We start from the raw sequence: 20609 nt of genomic DNA on the forward strand, positions 1-20609 counted from the left end.
TATGCAGCCTATCAAAGCATCACGGCCGATAGATAATCGCCGAGCCCCACGACAGGCCAACGCCAAACCCACTCAGGGCCACGCGCTTCCACTCGGCGTCCATCACGTGCTTTTCCAGCAGCAGCGGAATGCTCGATGACACGGTGTTACCGGTCTCGACCATATCCTTGATGAATTTCTCCACCGGTGCATCTTCAAAACGGCGGGCCACGGCGTCGACAATCGCCGCACTGCCCTGGTGGATGCAGAACGCGTCGATGTCATCGGCCACAAGGTCCGACTCTTTGAGCAGCTCGTGCAAATGCGCCGGCACTTTGAGCAATGCGAAGTTGAAGACCTGGCGGCCATTCATGAAGAACACCCCATCGCTGACCTTCAAGTGCGGTGCGCCGGAGCCGTCGGTGCCGAACTTGGCCTTGCCCAGCTGCCAGGGAGCGTCTTCGCCCATCCAGGTAGCGGTGGCGGCGTCGCCAAACAGCATGGTGGTGTTGCGATCTTCCGGGTCGACGATCTTCGAGTACGGGTCGGCGGTCACCAGCAGGCCGTTTTTCAGGCCGGCGGCTTCCATGAAGCCTTTCATCGCGTAGATGCCGTAGACGTAGCCGGAGCAGCCCAGGGAAATATCGAAGGCCGCGACGTGGGTTGGCAGGCCCAGCTTGTCCTGGACGATGGCGGCGGTGTGCGGCAGCCCTTCTTCGTCGCCGTTCTGGGTCACGACGATCAGCGCGTCAATCGACTCACGCTTGAGCCCGGGGTTGTTGGCAAACAAGGCATTGACTGCCTCGACGCACAAATCCGAGGTTTCCTGTGCAGCATCCTTGCGCGGCAGGAACGCCGAGCCGATCTTGCCAATGATGAACTCTTCATCCTTGGCGAATTTTGCACCCTGGGCGTAGTTGTCCAGCCCTTCTGCCGGCACGTAGCTGGCGATGCTTTTTATGCCAATCATTGTGGCTTCCCAATACAAAATAGCTGGAGAACACCCCTGAAAACCCTTCAGGAGCGCTGACAATAAAGGGGATAACCCCGCAAAAACCCGCCGAAACTACCGAAGCCAAAGCCTGCAAAGCGGTCTGGCCTTTTCACACGATACAGTGAAGATGCGCTTTATGACTCATAGGTCACTCATTTTTGTGCGCTTTGTTCAAAAGCCTGCGCTAGAAACGACGACGGCCCACCGTGTTTCCACGGTGGGCCGTCGGGGATTGCTCAAGCGTTTACATCTTGCTGAACAGGCTCAGCTGAGAGATTTTCACAAAGGCCAACTGCGAGGCCTCCAACATTGCCTTCTGAAAAGCCAGATCAATCGAGGCTCCAGCCATATCGGTGTCACCAATGACTGCGATGGTCGACTTGTTGGCCAGAACCATGCTGGTGTTCTCCGTTTCCTGAATTGCCAGCGAGTTCATCCGCGCGCCAATGGAGCCGCGCACACTATCGATCTGAACCTGCGAAGCCTTGATATTGGTAATGGCCGCGTTGACCACATCGGTCACCATGGCCTGGGCCAGCGGGTTGCCGTCGGACGGGGTTTCCAGGGCCTGGCGCAACTGGCTGAGGGTATCCAGGGCATTTTGCGTCTTGTGGGTATTGGAACCCACGGCGAACTGGTCACCGATGTCTGGCGCGCCGGTGAGGTCGAACTTCACGCCCGCAGCGGTGATGCTGTCTGGTGTCGCGGGCACCGGCGGTGGCCCCGGCTGCGCTGGCGTGCCAGGTACCACAGTGCCGTTGGAGACCGGCTTGCTGTCGGCGGTGATCGGCTGGGCGTACACCTCGTAAGCAGTGGCCGAGGTGAATTTGATCACCGCGCCCTTGTTCGGGAACGTGCTGCTGTAGTCAGCCTGGCTGGTGACCGTGCCACCCGCCAACTGCGCCGAGGACTGGTTGCTCGGCGTGCGCGAGACACTGAAGCTGTCCGGCTTGCTTTGCAGGGTGAATTCGCGGTCCTTGTAGATCGCGTCCGCTTCGGCGCCGGGCTTGGCGTCGCCCAGGTTCTGGCCGATATCAAACGTCACGCCGCGCACGGTGACCGACGCACTGCCTTCCTTGGTCGCATCGAACTTGCCGTTGCCCGGGGTTTGCGACGTGATGTCGTTACCCGCCGCATCCGACACGGTGTATTCGGTGCTACTGATAAAGGTCAGCTTGTACGGCTGGCCGCCAGTGAAGCTGCTGTCGTAGGTCGACGGCGAGGTCACGATGCCGCCCGAGACCAGCACCTTGCCATCGTTGACACTACCGATGGCCTGGGTGCGACCAGCATTCACCGTGCCTTCGAGGATCGACTTGCCGGTATCGTTGACCACCATCGACAAAGTGTCCGAGACCTTCAGGCTCAGGGGCGTTTCGTCACCCTGGTAGCTGTAGGTGCCGTCGCTGTTACGGGCGTAGGGCGGCGTATCGCTCTTGCCGCCGGCAAACAGGTAATGACCGGACGAGTCCTTGCTGTTGAGCAGGCTCAGCACCTGCTTCTCGATTTCACCGATTTCGGCGGCCACGGTCTTGCGCTCGGCATCGCTGATACCGCCACCGCCCTTACCCGCCACTTTCAGCGACAGTTCACTGGCACGCTGCAGCGCAGTGTCGAGAGCGTCAAGCACGCTTTCCTCGCTGTTGAGCGAGTTCTTCATGCTGCCGATATTGCCGGCGTACTGCCCCAACATGTCCTGCTGCTGTTGCAGCAGTAGCAAACGCGCCGCTCCTACAGGATCATCCGCCGCAGTTTGAATACGCACGCCGGAGTCGATCTGCTGCTGCGTCTTGATGACGTTGGAGAAGTTGTTGGTGTAACGCGCAGTCGTGGTATTGAAATACTGTTCGGTCGAGATACGCATCGTCTCAAACTCCCTTAAAGACTGTTGATCAGCGTGCTGAAGGTTTCTTGCGCAGCTTTAATGATCTGCGACGACGCGGTGTAGTACTGCTGGAAACGGATCATGTCGCCGGCCTCCTCGTCCAGGTTGACCTGGGACACAGAGCTGCGATTAGAGGTGGCGGCCGCAAGCATGGCGCTGGTCGCGCTGTTGTCGACGTTGGCCTGGCTGGCCTTGCCGCCCACGGACGAGACCAACTGGCTGTACGCGGTGCTCATGCTCACGCCGGCGTTGCCATCGGTGGCGCCCACGGTCTTGCGGGTTTGCAGGTCGAGCAATTGCAGGGCGTTGCGGTTGTCGAGCTTGCCGCTGCTGTTGAACGACACGGTGTAGCTATCATCCGGCTTGGGTTCGCCACGGATCACTGTGTTGACCCCGAACGTCTTCGCATTACCGGCGCCGTCGACGTAGGGCACATTGATCGTCAGCTTGTTGTCCTGGCCGGGCACGATGGTACCGGTGCCAATGGGCTGGCCCTGGGCATTATTGATCACATAGCTCTGGGTACCATCGGCGGCACGCTCGCCAAAGGTCATCTTGACCGGCATCGAGCTCTTGATTGCCGCTTCCAACTGCGCCGTGTCGGCACCGCCATGGATATCCAGGGGCAGCGTCAGGGTCGGCGGATCAAACACGCCAGTGCCGCTGTTGTTCTTGTTGCCCTCGGCCAGCAGCGGCGCAGAAAACGCCAGCTTGTTGGGGTCGGTCATCACCACCTTGAGGTCCATGGCGCCACCGGCGGTCGGGCTGACCTTGAACGTATCGCCAGCAGCCACCGGGCCCTTGCCATCCAGGGCCAGGGTGAAGCCGTCGATTTCCGGTGGCGTCTGGGTGATGTCGAAGGTGCCCATGGACTTACCGTCCGAACGCAGCACGGTGTAGTTCTTGTCGTCACTGAAGGTCACCTTGTAGTCAAAGGTGCTCAGTTTGCTGGTGTCTTTGATCGTGACGTTCAGGTTGCCGGAGTTCGCACTGTTGCTGGAGCCGCCCACACTGCGCTGGCCGATGGCAAACACACTGTTGATGTCATTGAACAGCGCGGCGCCGAACTGCCCGTTGGCGTCCAGGCCCTGCCCCAGCTGGGTGTTGACCGCTTCACCGACAACCATGGCGGTACGCCCCAGGTCGTTGATGGCCGGCATCAGCACGTCCTGGCGATACCGCAGCAAGCCGCCAATGGAGCCACCGCTGACCACCGAACTGACGTCCATCGGTTGCCCACCGGTGGTCAACACCACCGAGTACTGGCTCTTGTCATCCTTGCTCGGCACCGCCGACAGCTTGTTCGACACGCCGTCCGCGACCAGGGTTTGCCCGGTGCCCAGGGAGACATTGAAGTGGCCGTCCGCCTCAGTGACCTTGACCCCCACCAGTTCGTTGAGCGAGCGCACTGCTTCGTTGCGCGCATCCAGCAAGTTCGCCGGCTCGCCGTTGCCCTGGCCCTTGGCCTGGGAAATCTGCTGGTTGAGGGCGGCAATCGAGGAGGTCAACTGGTTGACCTGGCCGGTGATGGTTTCCAGTTGGCTGTTGATGCCTTCTTTCTGTTTATTCAGTTCGGTCGCAATCGAGTTGAAGCGATTGCCCAGGGTCTGGGCAATGGTCAAGACCAACTGGCGCGCGGAGTTGTCGCTAGGGTTTGCCGAGGACGTCTGCAACGCGGCGAAGAAACTGTTCAAGGCCGCACCGACCCCGGTGGACTTGTCGGACAGCAGCTTGTCCACCGAACCGATCTGGTCCAGGTAGGCCTTGGCGTCGAAGTTCAGCGATGTGGTGGTCTGCAACTGGGTGTCGAGGAACTGGTTATACACCCGGCGCACATCCGACAGCGTCGTGCCAGTGCCGACAAAGACCCCGCCGACCCCGGACATGCCATTGGCCGTCTGCATGGTCTGCTGACGCGAGTATCCAGGGGTCTTGGCGTTGGCAATGTTGTTACTCAAGGTCGCAAGCGATCCCTGAGCCGCATTGAGTCCTGACATCCCGATATTGAGCAAACCCATGGTTCAAACCTTATAAATGAGTGGATGCGCCAGCGGCAGCGTAGTTTTGGTAGCTGTTCATGGTTTTGGCGATCTGCGAAATCTTGCTGGCGTAGTCCGGATCCGTTGCATAACCGGCTTTTTGCAACTCGCGTACAAACTGTTCCGGGTTATCGGCCGACTTCAGAACTTCTTGATATCTATCATTGCTTTGCAACAGGGTCACGAGGTCGTGAAAGCTGTCCTGGTACGAGTCGTAGGAACGGAACTGCGCCGTTTCCTTGACCATCTCGCCATTGCGAAACTCGCTGGTGATCGCGCGCGCCTGGGCGCCCTGCCAGCTCTGCCCGGCCTTGATGCCAAACAGGTTGTGGCTACTGCTGCCGTCTTGCTGGCGCATCACCGATTTGCCCCAGCCGGTTTCCAGGGCGGCCTGGGCCACCAGGTAGCGTGGGTCGATGCCAATGCGCTCGGCCGCCTGCTTGGCCATGGGCAGCATGGTGGCGACAAACTCGTCTTGCGAACTGAAGGCTTTTTTCGCCGGGGCCAGCGGTGGCTGGGCCACGGCGCGGCCGTAAATCTGCATGCGCGAATCGCGGGCGGCAAAGGTGCGCGCGGCACCGTTGATCACGCCATCTTCGGCGGCGCTGTTGCGCAGCGGCGCCGCCTTGGCAGCAGCCGGCGCCTCGACACCTGGCACGATACCGGCCAGCAGGCGATCGGTGAGCTTGCTCGGCAAGGCGATGCGCCGCTGATTCATCAGCGCCATGTCATTGCGCAGGGTGCCTTCATCGGCCCGTGGCGCGACCTCGACCCGCGCCGCCCACAGCGCGCGCTGGCCATTGGAACGGCCCAGCGGGCCATCCGCCAGGGTGCCGGCGGCAATCGGGGTCGGCACGTCGACTTTCTTCTCTGCCGCGTCCGGGCCCTGCAGGGTCGAGGCCTGCCCTTCCACCGGCTTGTTCTTTTGCATCTGGCGCAGCAGCACGTCCGCCAGGCCGATACCGCCGCCCTCGCGGGACAGCGAGACCGCCAGTTGCTGATCGTACATTTCCTGATACTGCTTGGCCGCCGGGGTGTTCAGCGGGTTGTCCTTGCCCAGGGCGTCGGTGGCCGAGCGCATGGATTTGAGCATCTCGTTGAGAAACAGCGACTCGAATTCCTGCGCCACTTTGCGCATGTTGCCGTCGCTGTTCTTGTCGCCGAACTTGAGCTGGTTAAGCCGGTTCAGGTCGGAGTAAGACCCCGAGTCTGCCGTGCTGGCGATACCGCTCTTGCGCATGTCCATGGCCATGACCTCAAATCACGATCAGGTCGGCTTGCAAGGCGCCGGCCTGTTTCAGGGCTTCGAGGATCGCCATCAAGTCGCCGGGCGCCGCACCCACCTGGTTCACCGCACGTACGATTTCATCCAGGGTGGTACCGGGGCCGAACTTGAACATCGGCTTGGCTTCTTGCTGGGCATTGACCCGCGAACGCGGGACCACAGCGGTCTGGCCACCGGACAACGGCCCAGGCTGGCTGACAATCGGGTCTTCGGTGATGGTCACGGTCAGGCTGCCGTGGGTTACGGCCGCCGGCGACACCTTGACGTTCTGGCCGATCACGATGGTACCGGTGCGCGAGTTGATGATGACCTTGGCCACCGCCTGGCCCGGATCGACCTCAAGGTTTTCCAGGATCGACAGGTAGTCCACACGCTGGCTTGGGTCCAGCGGCGCGGTCACGCGGATCGAGCCGCCGTCGATGGCCTGGGCCACGCCAGGGCCGAGCATGTCGTTGATCTTGTCCACCACGCGCTTGGCGGTGGTGAAGTCAGAACGGTTGAGGTTCAGGGTCAGGCTGTTGCCCTGGTTGAAACCACTGGGCACGGTGCGCTCCACCGTGGCACCGCCAGGAATCCGCCCGGCCGATGGCACGTTGACGGTGATCTTCGAGCCGTCGCGACCCTCGGCATCAAACCCGCCCACCACCAGGTTGCCTTGGGCGATGGCATAGACGTTGCCGTCGATACCTTTGAGCGGCGTCATCAGCAAGGTGCCGCCGCGCAGGCTTTTGGAGTTACCGATGGACGATACGGTGATGTCCACCACCTGCCCCGGCTTGGAGAACGCCGGCAGATCGGCACTGATCGACACCGCCGCGACGTTTTTCAACTGTACGTTGCCCGACCCTGGCGGCACCTTGATCCCGAACTGCGAGAGCATGTTGTTGAAGGTCTGCAGGGTGAACGGGGTCTGGGTGGTCTGGTCACCCGTGCCATTGAGCCCCACCACCAGGCCATAGCCGATCAACTGGTTGGTGCGCACCCCGGAAATACTGGCGATGTCCTTCAGGCGTTCGGCCTGGGCAGCAACGCTCAGGGAGAGCAACAACACCGCTGCCATCAGCTGTTTGAAATTCAAAGTGATCACCTAGAAAGGGAACAGCGGGCTAAGGAAGAAACGGTCGAACCAACCCGGCTGACTGGCGTCGGCAAACGAACCCGTACCCGAATAGGTAATGCGCGCATCGGCAATCCGTGTGGACGGCACGGTGTTGTCGGTGGCGATATCGTCCGCGCGCACCATGCCGGCGATGCGCACCAGTTCGTCACCGGTGTTGAGGGTCATCCACTTCTCGCCGCGCACGGCAATGATGCCGTTGGGCAGCACATCGGCCACGGTCACCGTGATCGAGCCCACCAGGCTGTTGCCCTGCCCGGCCTTGCTGCTGCCGTTGGTGGCACGGTCGCCGCTGTAGCCCACGTCCAGGCTCAAGTCACCGCTGCCCAGGGGGTTGTTGGTGTTCAAGCCACCGCCAAACAGCGAGGTCAGGCCGATGCCGGTCTTGCTGTTCTTGGCCACCTGGGAGTTGGCGTTCTTGCTCGCCGTGGTGCGCTCGTTCAGGGTGATGGTGATGATGTCGCCCACACGGAACGCCTTGCGGTCGCTGTACAGGTTCTGTTCGAAACCGGCCTGGTAGATCGAGCCATTGTTGGCGGCAGCTGGCAGCGGCGTGCGCGGCAACACCGGCGCGTAGTACGGGTCATTGGGTTTTGGCGTCGGGGCGACACAGCCCGCGAGCACGGCAATCCCACTCAATGCCAGAACAGAAACAAAGCGACTCATGACCCTTCCCTCACGGTGTTGCAGGCGCCTTATGAGCGCCCCATAGACTGGATTACAGATTCTGCGTAACGAACGAAAGCATCTGGTCGGCGGTGGAGATCACCTTGGAGTTCATCTCGTAGGCACGCTGGGTGGTGATCATGTTGACCATCTCTTCCACGGTGCTGACGTTGGAGGTTTCCAGGGTGCTTTGCAGGGTGGTGCCAAACCCGTTGAGGCCCGGGGTGCCGACTTGCGGCGCGCCGCTGGCGGCGGTTTCCAGGAACAGGTTGTTACCGGTGGCTTGCAGGCCGGCCGGGTTGATGAAGTCGGCGGTCTGCAGGTTGCCGATCACTTGCGACGCCGGGTTGCCGGCAATGGTGACGGACACGGTGCCGTCGGCGCCGACCGTGAAGGTCTGGGCATCGTTGGGCACGACAATCGCCGGCTCCAGGGCAAAACCGTTGGCGGTCACGACCTGGCCGTTAGAGTCCAGGTGGAAAGTACCGTCACGGGTGTAGGACGTAGTGCCATCCGGTTGCAGGATCTGGAAGAAGCCACGGCCATTGATCGCCATGTCCAGCGGCTGCCCGGTCTGTTGCAGGTTGCCGGCGGTGAAGTTCTTCTGGGTGCCGACGATGGACACACCGGTACCCACTTGCAGGCCCGACGGCAATTCGCTGTCCTGGGTCGACTGTGCACCCGGCTGGCGCTTGATTTGATAGAGCAGGTCCTGGAACTCGGCGCGATCACGTTTAAAGCCCGTGGTCGAAACGTTCGCCAGGTTGTTGGAAATAACGGTCAGGTTGGTGTCCTGGGCGGACAGACCGGTTTTGGCAACCCATAGAGCCGGAAGCATGCTGTTCTCCTTCGTGCGCCTGTTTGTTGGCGCCGCGTTACAAAATTAGTAGTCAGTGGCGCTGCAATCAGCTCATCTGCATGACGCGAGTCATGGCCTGGTCGTCTTCTTTGGCGCTGTTCATCATTTTCACGTGCAATTCGAACTGCTTGGACAGGGCCAGCACCGCCGTCATTTCTTCGACGGCATTGACGTTGCTCGACTGCAGGAAGCCCGAGTTCACCTTGACGCTGGCATCGGCCACCGCCGGCTGGCCGTCCTTGGTATGGATCGCGCCATCCAGGCCCTTGGTCATGTTGGCCAGGTCCGGCTTGACCAGCTTGATGCGGTCCACTTCAGCCATCACCCGCGGGCCTTCGCCCATGGCGCGGATGCTGATGGTGCCGTCTTCGCCGACTTCGACCTTTTGCTCGGGCGGCACCGAAATCGGCCCGCCATTGCCCATGATCGGCATACCGTTGCCGGCCCGCAGCACGCCCAGTGCGTCGATATTCATGCTCGCGGTGCGCACGTAGGCTTCGCCGCCATCGGGGGTTTGCACGGCGATCCAGCCGTCACCGCCGACGGCAACGTCCAGGTCACGGCCGGTCTCGACCATCGAGCCAGGGGAAAAATCGGTGCCGGGGCGCTCGGTCAGGGCAAACGCCCGCGCCGGAAAGCTGTCACCAAACACCGGCATCGAGCGGGCCTGTTCCAGGTCACGCTGAAAACCGTTGGTGGAAATGTTCGCCAGGTTGTTGGCATGGGCCTTTTGCGCCAGTGCATTCTGGCTGGCGCCGGTCATTGCCACATAAAGGTACTTGTCCACGCTCATTCCTCTTACTGACGGACGTTTGCCGCCCACCGATGTACTGAGGAGTCTTTAGCAATTTGCGCACCAACTTTTTAAAAGTCAGGAAAAGGCAGGTGGGGCAAGGGGTTGGGGCGTATCAAGGATTATTGCAGGGGCAGGACGAGTCGGAAAAACGGCGGAGTTCTGCCGGTTGCGGCAAACACCGGTCTTGGCAGTGACACAGGTCCATTGTGGGAGCGAGCAAGTCGAATCGTCGCACCGCCGCTCCCACACTTTTAATCCCGTTGTGCCAGGGGTTTATTTGTCGGCCTTGAGCACTGCGTAATCGCGCAATTTGTTGGCGATGGTGGTGTGGGACACGCCCAGGCGCTTACCCAGCAAGCGACTGCTGGGGTGCTCTGCATACAGGCTTTCCAACACCGCCTTTTCAAACCGCCCGACAATCTCTTCCAGGCCGCCCTCCAGGGAGAAATCGCCAAGCGGCTGGCGCGCGCCGTAGTCCGGCAAGCGAATATGCTCAGCCTTGATCGTGCCGCCCTCGCACAACGACACCGCCTGGAACAGCACGTTTTCCAACTGCCGCACATTGCCCGGCCAATGGTAGTGACTGAGCCGCTCCATGGCCGCCGGCGCCAGCCTGGGCAGCGGGCAGCCGATCAGGCGGCTGGCCTGGTCGATAAAGTGCTCGACCAACGGCGGCAGCCCGTCGAGGCATTCGCGCAGCGGCGGGATATGCAGCGACAACACATTGAGCCGGTGATACAGGTCCTGGCGAAACTCCCCTCGGGCACACAATTCCGACAAATCCACCTGGGTCGCGCAGATCACCCGCACATCCAGATAAACCTCTTCGTCACTGCCTACGCGCCGGAAGCAACCGTCCTGCAGAAAGCGCAGTAACTTCACCTGCAACCGCGCGCTCATTTCGCCCACGCCATCCAGAAACAACGTACCGCCCGCCGTCAACTCCAGCAGCCCCAGCTTGCCCTCCGCCCGCGCCCCTTCAAACGCACCGGGGCCGTAGCCGAACAGCTCGGTCTCGGCCATCGACTCCGGCAACCCCGCGCAATTGAGCGCCATCAACGGCGACTGCCCGCGCGGGCTGGCCAGGTGACAGGCGCGCGCCAGCAGTTCCTTGCCGGTACCGGTTTCGCCTTCTATTAATAGGGGCGCATCGAGGGGCGCCATGCGCCGGGCTTCACGCACCACCGCGGCCATGACTTTGGAGCTCTGGAAAATACTGTCAAAGCCCCGCAACTCCTGCTTGCGCACATTGTAGATACGCTCGCCGACGCGGTCGGCGCGGTGCAAGGTCAGCACGGCGCCGGCCATGGCTTCGCTGTCGTCATGCTCGGATGATTGCAGCGGGGCGATGTCGGCGAGGAACACGTCGCCCTTGACCTTGACCCGCAGGCCATTGATCCGCGACTTGCTCGCACGCACCAGCTCCGGCAGGTCGAAGTCCTCGGCGTAGCGCGACAAGGGAATGCCCGGCACCTCATCCACGCGCACCCCGAGCAGCTGCGCCGCCGCGCGGTTGGCCGCGACAATCGAGCCGCCCATGTCGATGGACAGCACCGGGAATTCCAACGCCCCCAGCAAGGCGTTGAGCTCCATATGCCGACGCTCGCTGGGCATCAGCCCTACCCGCTTGACGCCAAACACCCCGGCAATCGCCTCGAACTGCGGGCGCAGGGCCTGGAATTGCATGTTCACCAGGTTCGGGCAATACAGGTAAATGGCATTGCCGTGCTCGCCGCCGACCTCGCCCTTGGCCACGTTGACGCCGTACTCCACCAGCAGGTTGAGAATGTCCCGCAGGATGCCAATGCGGTTCTGGCAATGCACTTTGATACGCATGTAAAGGCCCGGTTTGTTGTAGGAGGGCTGATCGGGCTGCGTCTTTTTGTCGCCGGACGCAGATAGTCGTCAAGATTATGTGACAGACAGTGACCTTTTCAAACCCGAAAATCCCAATGCCGGGTGCATAACCACCCAACCGTAACGAATACTTTACGAAAACTGGTGAATTTTCCTACAGCCTTAACCTAGTGGCAGGTGGAATCCACCGCCAGGCGGAGTATCAATAAGCCCATAGCAGGACATAACAAGAACGAATGCCTAGCAGGAGAGCCGTATGAAGCAGACGCACTACGTGGCCCGCGAGCCCGATGCGCAAGGTTTTATCCACTACCCGCCCGAAGAGCATGCGGTGTGGAACACCCTGATCACTCGCCAATTGAAAGTGATCGAGGGTCGCGCCTGCCAGGAATACCTGGACGGCATCGACAAGCTCGGCCTGCCCCATGACCGTATTCCGCAACTCGCCGAAATCAACGAAGTGCTGGCCGAAACCACTGGCTGGCAAGTGGCGCGGGTCCCGGCGCTGATCCCCTTCCAGACCTTCTTTGAATTGCTCGCCAACAAGCAGTTTCCGGTGGCGACCTTTATTCGTACCCGCGAAGAGCTGGATTACCTGCAAGAGCCGGATATTTTCCACGAGATTTTCGGACACTGCCCACTGCTGACCAACCCCTGGTTCGCCGAATTCACCCACACCTACGGCAAGCTCGGCCTCGCAGCCACCAAGGAGCAGCGCGTGTACCTAGCGCGCCTGTACTGGATGACCATCGAGTTCGGCCTGGTGGACACCCCCGAAGGCCGGCGCATCTATGGTGGCGGCATCCTGTCGTCGCCCAAGGAGACGGTGTACTGCCTCTCGGATGAGCCCAAGCACCAAGCCTTCGACCCTCTGGAAGCCATGCGCACGCCGTATCGCATCGACATCCTGCAGCCGCTGTATTTCGCCCTGCCCAACCTCAAGCGCCTGTTCGAAGTGGCGCAGGAAGACATCATGGGCATGGTCGAGCGCGGCATGCAGCTGGGTCTGCACGCTCCGCTGTTCCCACCCAAGCCCAAGGCGGCTTGAACTGATGCTTTAAAGGCCAGGTGAGCCTGTTCCCTGGCCGCGCGTTGCTTTAGGGTGACGCGACTGGCAACCGAATTCCACATACTCGATTTCAGGAACACCTTTATGACCACCTTGAACCAAGCCCATTGCGAAGCCTGCCGCGCCGACGCCCCGCAAGTCAGCGACGAAGAACTGCCGGTGCTGATCAAGCAGATCCCCGACTGGAACATCGAAGTGCGCGACGGCGTGATGCAGCTGGAAAAAGTATTCCTGTTCAAGAACTTCAAATTCGCCCTGGCCTTTACCAACGCCATGGGCGAAATCTCCGAGGCTGAAGGCCATCACCCAGGCCTGCTGACCGAATGGGGCAAAGTCACCGTGACCTGGTGGAGCCACTCGATCAAGGGCCTGCACCGCAACGACTTCATCATGGCCGCGCGCACCGACGAAGTGGCCAAGGACGCCGAGGGCCGCAAGTGATGCATTTCGCCGCGATTGGCCGGGTGCCTGGTGATCCGATCCTGGGGCTGATGGAGTCCTATGCCAAGGACGCCAACCCGCAAAAATTCGACCTGGGCGTGGGCGTATATAAGGATGCCCAGGGCCTGACCCCGGTCCTGCAGGCGGTAAAACGCGCCGAGCAGCGCCTGGTCGAGCAGCAAACCACCAAGACTTACATCGGCGGGCATGGCGACCCGGCTTTCGGCCGCCTGATCAGTGAATTAGTGCTGGGCGCAGGCTCCGCGCTGCTCAAGGCACAACGCGCCGGCGCCACGCAAACCCCGGGTGGCACCGGCGCCCTGCGCCTGAGCGCCGACTTCATCGCCCACAGCCTGCCAGGCCGTGGCGTGTGGCTGAGCAACCCGACGTGGCCGATCCACGAAACCATCTTCGCCAAGGCCGGGCTCAAGGTCAGCCACTACCCCTATGTGGGCAGTGACAACCGCCTGGACGTGCCGGCCATGCTCGCCACCCTGGCCACCGTGCCCGAGGGCGACGTGGTGCTGCTGCACGCCTGCTGCCACAACCCCACCGGTTTCGACCTGTCCCAGGACGACTGGCGCCAGGTGCTGCAGATCGTGCGCGAGCGCCAGTTGCTGCCGCTGATCGACTTCGCCTACCAGGGCTTTGGCGATGGTCTGGAGCAGGACGCATGGGCGGTACGCCTGTTTGCCGATGAACTGCCTGAGGTGCTGATCACCAGCTCCTGCTCGAAGAATTTCGGCTTGTACAGCGACCGCGTCGGCGCGCTGATCGTGTGTGCCAACGATGCCGAGAAACTGTTGGATGTGCGCAGCCAACTGGCGTTTATCGCGCGCAACCTGTGGTCGACACCACCGGATCACGGGGCCGCCGTGGTCGCGACTATCCTCGGTGACAGTGCGCTCAAGCAGCTGTGGAGCAGCGAAGTCGAAGGCATGCGTTCGCGTATCGCGCAATTGCGTTCGGGCCTGGTCGAAGCGCTGGCGCCCCACGGGTTGTCTGAGCGCTTTGCCCATGTCGGCGTGCAGCGCGGGATGTTTTCCTACACCGGCCTGAGCGCCGAGCAGGTGAAACAGCTGCGGGAAAAACACAGCGTGTACATGGTCAGTTCCGGGCGCGCCAACGTGGCCGGGATTGATGAAACGCGGCTGGGGTTGCTGGCCGAGGCCATTGCAGACGTGTGCCGCAACTGACGAAACCGAATCAAATGTGGGAGCGGGCTTGCTCGCGAATGCGGTGGGTCAGTGATGGATATGTTGACTGATACACCGCATTCGCGAGCAAGCCCGCTCCCACATTTTTGACCGAGGCGATCTTCAGCCCGCAACCATCTCGGCCTTGACCTGCGCCTCCCTGGCCTGGGCATCCGCCAACCGATACAACTCGATATGCCCATCCCAGTGCTCGATCAATGCCGTGCACGACTCCACCCAATCCCCACAATTGAGGTAGTCCACCTCGCCCACCTTGCGAATCTCCGCATGGTGGATATGCCCGCACACTACGCCGTGCAACTCGCGCTTGGTCACTTCGTGGGCGATGGCTTCCTCGAAATCGCTGATAAAGCTCACCGCGGTCTTCACCTTGTGCTTGAGGTACGCCGACAGCGACCAGTAGCCATATCCATAACGCGCCCGCCAGTGGTTCAACCAGCGGTTGAGGGTCAGGGTGAATTCGTAGGCCCAATCGCCAAGAAACGCCAGCCAGCGGTGGTAGCGGGTGATCACGTCGAACTGGTCGCCGTGGATCACCAGCAAATGCCGGCCATCGGCGGTCACATGCACCGCTTCGTCTACCAGTTGGATATTGCCCAGGATCAGCTTTGAATAGCGGCGCAGGAACTCGTCGTGGTTGCCAGTGACGTAGATCACCTCGGTGCCGCGCTTGCTCATGGTCAGCAGGCGGCGGATCACGTTCGTATGGGCCTGGGGCCAATACATGCCGCCGCGCATTTTCCAGCCGTCGATGATATCGCCCACCAGGTACACCTTGTCGGCATGGTAGCCCTTGAGGAACTGCGACAGATGTTCCGCCTGGCAGTCCCGGGTGCCCAGGTGCACGTCGGAGATCCACAGGGTACGAACCCGTTGCTTGCGGCTGGGTTTGGCGATCTCGGCGCTGGTCATGGCATACCTCGAGGGTGTTTTCGCCAGCTTGCTCCCGGGCAATTAATAGCCCATGACAGTCTTGCGTCAGTCAGATGACAGCGCCCCCCCGCCCGTCGGGCGGTGTAAACTGCCGGCCTGCCCGGGAGATTGCGATGAGACCGACCCTCACGCTGCGCCATTACACCCATGACCTGATTGCCCATAGCCATGACCACGCGCAACTAGTGTTCGGCCTGGCCGGCCGCCTGGATTTCGAGGTCGAAGGCATGGGCGGCGAGATTTGCCCACAAGGGGTGATGGTCCTGCCCTTCTCCACCCACCACAGCTGTGGCAGCCCCCGGGGCAGCCAATGCCTGGTGCTGGATGTGCCCGACGAACAGTGGATGGTGCAATCTTTGGGCGAGCACGCGGATGCCAGTCGCCGCCTGCTCGACCAACCGGCCCGGGTGACCCTGGATGCCCGCCAGGGCCAATTGGTCAACTGGCTGGCGAGCGGCGCCCTGGATGACCCACTGATCGCCCAGCAAGGCGCGGTGCTGTTATTGGCTACGCTCAATGGCCAGCCGCAGGCTCAAACCGGCGCGCGACGCCTGCCCTATGGCGCATTCAACGCCCATATCGACCAGCATGCGGCCTACCCGCTGCAGGTCGCGGATCTGGCGCGGCTGGCGGATATGTCCGTCGCCCGCCTGCACGCACGCTTTATCGCCGAATGCGGGCTGACCCCCATGGACTACATCCGCAACCGCCGCCTGCACATGGCCCGTGGCTTGCTGCGCGACAGCCACCTGCCGATTGGCGAGATCGCCGCGCGGGTTGGCTACGGTTCGCAAAGTGCGTTTGCCGCAGCGATGTTGCGCGCGTTCGGCAGCTCGCCCGGGGCCCTGCGCCGGCTCGACAACGGGCGCTAGTCCTGCGATAAAACCGGCGATTCCCACGACAGACACCCAGGCGCCAGGCGCTCTAGACTGGATGCCTGCCTGCCCACTGCTTTAAGGATTGTCATGACCCCGCGCACTGCCCTCGGCGCCCTGCACATCGGTGCACTGATGTTTGGCCTTACTGGCGTCTTCGGCAAACTCGCCGCCGCCTCGCCGAGCATTATTGTGTTTGGCCGTGCCGCTTTCGCGGTGCTGGCCCTGGTGCTGTTCGCGCGTTTTGCCAGCAGCACACCATGGCAAAAACTCTACAGCACTGACCTGCGGCGCCTGCTGCTCAGCGGCCTGCTGCTGGCCGGGCACTGGGTGAGTTTCTTCATCGCGGTAAAAGTGGCGGGGGTGGCGATTGCGACGCTGGGGTTCGCCACGTTCCCGGCGTTCACGGTGATCCTTGAAGGCCTGATCTTCCGCGAGCGGATCCGCGCCAATGAAATGGTACTGGTGGTGCTGGTCAGCGTCGGCCTGGTGCTCGTCACCCCGGACTTCGACCTGGCCAGCCAAGCCACCAGCGGCCTGGTCTGGGCCGTGGTCTCGGGCCTGCTGTTCTCGTTGCTCTCGTTGAACAACCGCGCCAGCGCCAGCATTCCCCCGGTGCAGGCAGCCCTGTGCCAAAACGTAGTGGTCGCAGTGTGCCTGCTGCCCGTCGCCGCTCCAGGCCTTGGCGAGGTACGTGCCCTGGACTGGTTGTGGATCGGTCTGCTGGGGGTGTTTTGTACCGGCCTGGCCCACAGTTTGTTTGTCGCCAGCCTCAAGGTGCTCAAGGCGCGCACCGCCGCGGTGGTGTTCGCCATGGAGCCGGTGTATGGCATCACCGTAGCCTGGCTGCTGTTCAGCGAAACCCCGACCCTGCGCATGTTGCTGGGCGGCGCGCTGATCATTGCCGCCATCGTCGTCTCGGGCTTGATGAGCCGCCCGGCCAAGGCCAAACAGCCGCCGGCCATGGCCTGATCTATACTTTTCCTATCCGCAACAGTCAGCTGTCGTTCAACGGATACAGACTCCTCGACGACAGCCGTGGTCCTTGAAGTTGCTGCATGCGAGTGGTCGCTCCCTTAATGCTACGCAGGAGTTTCACCATGGACATGTTCATCCCCCTGATCATTCAGATCATCAGTGGCGCAGTCGGCGGCAACATTGCCGGCCTGAGCAAGCAAGGCCTGGGCTCCGGGCTCAATACGGTGGTCGGTGGCGTCGGCGGCCTGGTGCTGGGGCAGATCGTCGCGGCGATCACCGGCATGCCAGCCGGTGGCGCGCTGGATGTTGCCGCCGTGGGCAGCAATATCGTCGGCGGCGGTGTCGGCGGCCTGGTGCTGACGTTTGTCGTCGGCTGGATCAAGAATAAAATGGCCGCCAAATAAACCACCCCACACTGCCGGCCATGCGCCGGCAGTGTCGCCTACGAAGTCCGGTCGTTGTGCCCCAGGTCCCGTTCTGGGGCGATCTGGTCGCGCACCCGCTGCTTGAGCACCTTGGCCTCCGGGAAACCGCCATCGGCCTTGCGCTCCCAGATCTGTACGCCGTCGCAGGTGATGCGAAACGCCCCGCCGGTCGCCGGCTCCAGGGCGACTTTGCCGAGGTCGTCGGCAAAGGTGCTCAGCAGTTCCTGGGCCAGCCACGCGGCGCGCAGCAGCCACTGACATTGGGTGCAATAGGTGATGACAATCTCGGGCTTGGATGCGGACATAAAATGAAGAACTCCTGAGATGACGAGACAGGTGGATCGGATGGCTATAATACCGGCCTTTGCCGCCCAGCCCCGAGATTGATGATGCGCCGCCTGTTGTCCTGCCTGTTGCTGTGCCTGCTCCCTGTCCTTGCCCAAGCCGTTGAAGCCCCACGCCCGAAAATCGGCCTGGTGCTTTCCGGCGGCGCCGCCCGTGGCCTGGCGCACATCGGCGTGCTCAAGGCCCTCGAAGAGCAAGGCATCCACATCGATGCGATTGCCGGCACCAGCATGGGCGCGGTGATTGGCGGGCTGTACGCGTCGGGCTACAAGATCGACGAACTGGAAAAACTGGCACTGAGCATCGACTGGCAATTAGCGCTGTCCGACGCCCCGCCCAGGGAAGACGTGCCGTTCCGGCGCAAGCAGGATGACCGGGACTTCCTGATCAAGCAGAAACTGAGCTTTCGCGACGACGGCAGCCTGGGCCTGCCCCTGGGCGTGATCCAAGGCCAGAACCTGGCGCTGCTGCTGGAGAGCATGTTCGCCCACAGCAGCAACACCCGCGACTTCGACAAGCTGCCGATTCCCTTTCGCGCGGTGGCCACCGACATCACCAGCGGCGAGAAAGTGGTGTTTCGCAAGGGCCATCTGCCTCAGGTGATTCGCGCCAGCATGTCGATCCCCGCAGTGTTCGCCCCGGTGGAACTGGACGGCCGGCTGCTGGTGGATGGCGGCATGACCGATAACATCCCCCTGGATGTGGCGCGGGAGATGGGAGTCGATATCGCCATCGTGGTGGATATCGGCACGCCGTTGCGCAACCGCAAGCAACTGGCGACGGTGGTGGATGTGCTCAACCAGTCCATCACCCTGATGACCCGCCGCAACTCCGAGGAGCAACTCAAGGCCCTGCACCCAGGCGACGTGCTGATCCAGCCACCCTTGGCCGCATATGGCGTGACCGATTTTGGCCGCGCCAAGGACATGATCGACGCCGGCTACCGCGCCACGAGGGCCCTGGATACCCGCCTGGCACGCCTGCGCCCAACCGGGTCGGTGGACGCCGAACTGACCGCCGCCCGCACCCCAGGCCAGCGCAACCCGACAATTACCGCGATCAAGGTGGAGAACGACTCGAAAGTCGGCGACGACGTGATCCGCTACTACATCCGCCAACCCATTGGCGAGCCGCTGAACCTGGCCCGCCTGCAATCGGACATGGGCACCCTGTACGGCCTGGACTACTTCGAGCAGGTGCAATACCGCGTGGTGAAAAAAGGCCCGGACAACACCCTGGTCATCAGCGCGCGCGGCAAACGCAGCGGCACCGACTACCTGCGCCTGGGGCTCAACCTGTCCGATGACATGCGCGGCGACAGCGCGTTCAACCTCGGCGCCAGCTACCGCGTCAACGGCATCAACCGCCTTGGCGCCGAATGGCTCACCAGGGTGCAGATCGGCGATCGGCAGGAGCTGTACAGTGAGTTCTACCAGCCGATGGATACCGGCTCGCGTTACTTCGTCGCACCCTATATCAGCGCGCAGGCGCAGAACGTCGAACTGATCCTGGATAACGACCCGATCTCCGAATACCGTCTGGAGCGCTATGGGTTTGGCCTGAACGTTGGCCGGCAGATCGGCAACAGCGGCGAAATCCGCTTCGGCGTCGGCGAAGCCTGGGGCAAGGCCGATGTGCGCATCGGCGACCGCGACTTGCCCAGCGTGAGCTTCAACGAGGGCTTCTATGAACTGAAGTACTCCTTCGACTCCCTGGACAACGTGTACTTCCCCCATACCGGTGAAGATATTGGCCTGGCCTACCGCGAATTCGAACCGGGCCTGGGCTCCGACCAGCGCTACCGGCAATGGGAGTTCAAGCTGGACAAGGCCATGAGCCACGGCCCGGACACCCTGGTACTGGGCGGGCGCTACGGGCGCACCCTGGATGATTCCGACGTGGTGATTTCCAGCTTCCTGCTGGGCGGTGCGCGGCAGCTGTCAGGGTTCCGCCAGGATGCGATTTCCGGGCAGAACGTCAGCCTGATGCGCGCGGTCTACTACCGCCGCCTCACCCCACGCTCCTACTTGCCGTTGGACTTCCCGCTGTACCTGGGCGCCTCCCTGGAACGCGGGCGGGCGTGGAACAACGACAATGAGTTCGACAGTGGCTATATCAATGCCGCGAGCATCTTCCTCGGGTTTGATACACCGCTGGGGCCGTTGAACTTCAGCTATGGGTTTAATGATGACAATCAGAAGGCGGTGTATCTGAATCTTGGGCAGACGTTCTAACAACGACGCTGAACCAACATGAGGGGCAGGCTTGTGTGGGAGCGGGCTTGCTCGCGAAAGCAGTGGTTCAGTCACCGGATACATTGACTGACACACCTCTTTCGCGAGCAAGCCCGCTCCCACATTTTGATCAGCGGCGTAATCGGATCAGGTCTTTTCCAGGTTCGCCAGAATATGCCCATGCACACGCATGCACACCCGCATCTCTTCTTCATCGACCCCCACAAACAGCTCCTGGCGCAAAGCCGTGGCAATGGTCTCGATTTGATCGATCAACGGCCTTGCTGGATCACACAACACAATGCGCTTGGCTCGCCGGTCTTCCAACACAGCCTGGCGTTGCACCAGGCCCTGGCTCTCCAGGCTGTCGAGCAGGCGCGCCAATGTAGGCCCTTCCACCCCGACACTCTGGGCCAGCTCACGCTGGGTCGGTGCTTCTTCAAAGCGGGCCAGATGCAGCAGCACCAGCCAGCGCGCCTGGGACAACCCCAGCCCAGCCAGGCGGCGATCCAGTTCGGCGCGCCAGCCACGGGACATTTGCGCCAACTGCATGCCAAAACGGTGTTGATCGGTTAACGGCATAAAAAACTCATGGATTAGACTGAAAATAAAGTG

The 20609-nt window shown here is 61.8% G+C and carries 19 protein-coding genes; 7 read left to right on the plus strand and 12 right to left on the minus strand.

The window, feature by feature from the left end:
• Positions 1-19: 19 nt before the first annotated feature.
• The 9 genes from ACO77H_RS19965 to ACO77H_RS20005 form a co-directional block, all read right to left on the minus strand.
• A complete protein-coding gene (locus ACO77H_RS19965; protein WP_170042614.1) occupies positions 20-949 on the minus strand; it encodes a ketoacyl-ACP synthase III in 930 nt (309 codons plus the stop codon).
• Between the two features lie 268 nt (positions 950-1217).
• The gene (locus tag ACO77H_RS19970) at positions 1218-2837 is read right to left on the minus strand and encodes a flagellar hook-associated protein 3 (RefSeq protein ID WP_170042613.1); all 1620 of its coding nucleotides are present in this window, start codon (positions 2835-2837) and stop codon (positions 1218-1220) included.
• A gap of 14 nt (positions 2838-2851) precedes the next feature.
• Positions 2852-4876, minus strand: coding sequence for a flagellar hook-associated protein FlgK (flgK, locus tag ACO77H_RS19975; protein ID WP_170042612.1), 2025 nt, complete (start codon positions 4874-4876; stop codon positions 2852-2854).
• Between the two features lie 10 nt (positions 4877-4886).
• Positions 4887-6149, minus strand: a complete 1263-nt coding sequence (gene flgJ / locus ACO77H_RS19980; protein WP_432754480.1) for a flagellar assembly peptidoglycan hydrolase FlgJ — start codon at positions 6147-6149, stop codon at positions 4887-4889.
• A 4-nt stretch (positions 6150-6153) separates the two neighbouring features.
• The gene (locus tag ACO77H_RS19985; RefSeq protein WP_169955967.1) at positions 6154-7242 is read right to left on the minus strand and encodes a flagellar basal body P-ring protein FlgI; all 1089 of its coding nucleotides are present in this window, start codon (positions 7240-7242) and stop codon (positions 6154-6156) included.
• A 27-nt stretch (positions 7243-7269) separates the two neighbouring features.
• Entirely contained in the window at positions 7270-7965 is a 696-nt protein-coding gene (gene flgH / locus ACO77H_RS19990) for a flagellar basal body L-ring protein FlgH (protein ID WP_032859002.1), read from the minus strand.
• Between the two features lie 52 nt (positions 7966-8017).
• On the minus strand, positions 8018-8803 hold the full coding sequence (gene flgG, locus ACO77H_RS19995) for a flagellar basal-body rod protein FlgG (protein ID WP_057958870.1): 786 nt from the start codon (positions 8801-8803) through the stop codon (positions 8018-8020).
• A gap of 67 nt (positions 8804-8870) precedes the next feature.
• Positions 8871-9611: a flagellar basal body rod protein FlgF gene (locus ACO77H_RS20000; RefSeq protein WP_057438904.1), complete on the minus strand. Its 741-nt coding sequence runs from the start codon at positions 9609-9611 to the stop codon at positions 8871-8873.
• A 282-nt stretch (positions 9612-9893) separates the two neighbouring features.
• Positions 9894-11456, minus strand: coding sequence for a sigma-54-dependent transcriptional regulator (locus ACO77H_RS20005; protein WP_432754481.1), 1563 nt, complete (start codon positions 11454-11456; stop codon positions 9894-9896).
• A 277-nt stretch (positions 11457-11733) separates the two neighbouring features.
• Between ACO77H_RS20005 and phhA the strand changes: the two genes are divergently transcribed.
• From phhA to ACO77H_RS20020, 3 genes are all read left to right on the plus strand, one after another.
• Positions 11734-12525, plus strand: a complete 792-nt coding sequence (gene phhA / locus ACO77H_RS20010; RefSeq protein WP_432754482.1) for a phenylalanine 4-monooxygenase — start codon at positions 11734-11736, stop codon at positions 12523-12525.
• 105 nt (positions 12526-12630) lie between these two features.
• The gene (locus ACO77H_RS20015) at positions 12631-12987 is read left to right on the plus strand and encodes a 4a-hydroxytetrahydrobiopterin dehydratase (RefSeq protein ID WP_017134918.1); all 357 of its coding nucleotides are present in this window, start codon (positions 12631-12633) and stop codon (positions 12985-12987) included.
• Positions 12984-14183, plus strand: coding sequence for an aromatic amino acid transaminase (locus tag ACO77H_RS20020; protein WP_170042609.1), 1200 nt, complete (start codon positions 12984-12986; stop codon positions 14181-14183). The genes ACO77H_RS20015 and ACO77H_RS20020 overlap by 4 nt, the downstream gene beginning before the upstream one ends.
• A gap of 123 nt (positions 14184-14306) precedes the next feature.
• On the opposite strand, the gene ACO77H_RS20025 is transcribed toward ACO77H_RS20020, so the two are convergent.
• Entirely contained in the window at positions 14307-15116 is an 810-nt protein-coding gene (locus ACO77H_RS20025; protein ID WP_432754483.1) for a UDP-2,3-diacylglucosamine diphosphatase, read from the minus strand.
• Between the two features lie 134 nt (positions 15117-15250).
• Here ACO77H_RS20025 and ACO77H_RS20030 point away from each other — a divergent pair, with 134 nt between their 5' ends.
• The 3 genes from ACO77H_RS20030 (at position 15251) to ACO77H_RS20040 (ending at position 17394) form a co-directional block, all read left to right on the plus strand.
• Positions 15251-16009 (plus strand): AraC family transcriptional regulator, encoded by a 759-nt coding sequence (locus tag ACO77H_RS20030; protein WP_432754484.1) that lies wholly within the window; start codon positions 15251-15253, stop codon positions 16007-16009.
• Between the two features lie 93 nt (positions 16010-16102).
• The gene (locus tag ACO77H_RS20035; RefSeq protein WP_432754485.1) at positions 16103-16984 is read left to right on the plus strand and encodes a DMT family transporter; all 882 of its coding nucleotides are present in this window, start codon (positions 16103-16105) and stop codon (positions 16982-16984) included.
• A 128-nt stretch (positions 16985-17112) separates the two neighbouring features.
• Positions 17113-17394, plus strand: coding sequence for a hypothetical protein (locus ACO77H_RS20040; protein ID WP_169955899.1), 282 nt, complete (start codon positions 17113-17115; stop codon positions 17392-17394).
• A gap of 38 nt (positions 17395-17432) precedes the next feature.
• Here ACO77H_RS20040 and ACO77H_RS20045 read toward each other — a convergent pair whose 3' ends face one another.
• Positions 17433-17720, minus strand: coding sequence for a SelT/SelW/SelH family protein (locus ACO77H_RS20045; protein WP_169955898.1), 288 nt, complete (start codon positions 17718-17720; stop codon positions 17433-17435).
• 84 nt (positions 17721-17804) lie between these two features.
• On the opposite strand from ACO77H_RS20045, the gene ACO77H_RS20050 reads away from it, so the two are divergent.
• The gene (locus tag ACO77H_RS20050; protein ID WP_169955896.1) at positions 17805-19994 is read left to right on the plus strand and encodes a patatin-like phospholipase family protein; all 2190 of its coding nucleotides are present in this window, start codon (positions 17805-17807) and stop codon (positions 19992-19994) included.
• Between the two features lie 147 nt (positions 19995-20141).
• Here ACO77H_RS20050 and ACO77H_RS20055 read toward each other — a convergent pair whose 3' ends face one another.
• Complete coding sequence (locus tag ACO77H_RS20055) at positions 20142-20576, minus strand: MarR family transcriptional regulator (RefSeq protein WP_169955894.1); 435 nt, start codon at positions 20574-20576, stop codon at positions 20142-20144.
• Positions 20577-20609 lie beyond the last annotated feature (33 nt).

The sequence above is a fragment of the Pseudomonas sp. WMBT8 genome, from assembly GCF_050916005.1.
Classification (GTDB): Bacteria; Pseudomonadota; Gammaproteobacteria; order Pseudomonadales; family Pseudomonadaceae; genus Aquipseudomonas.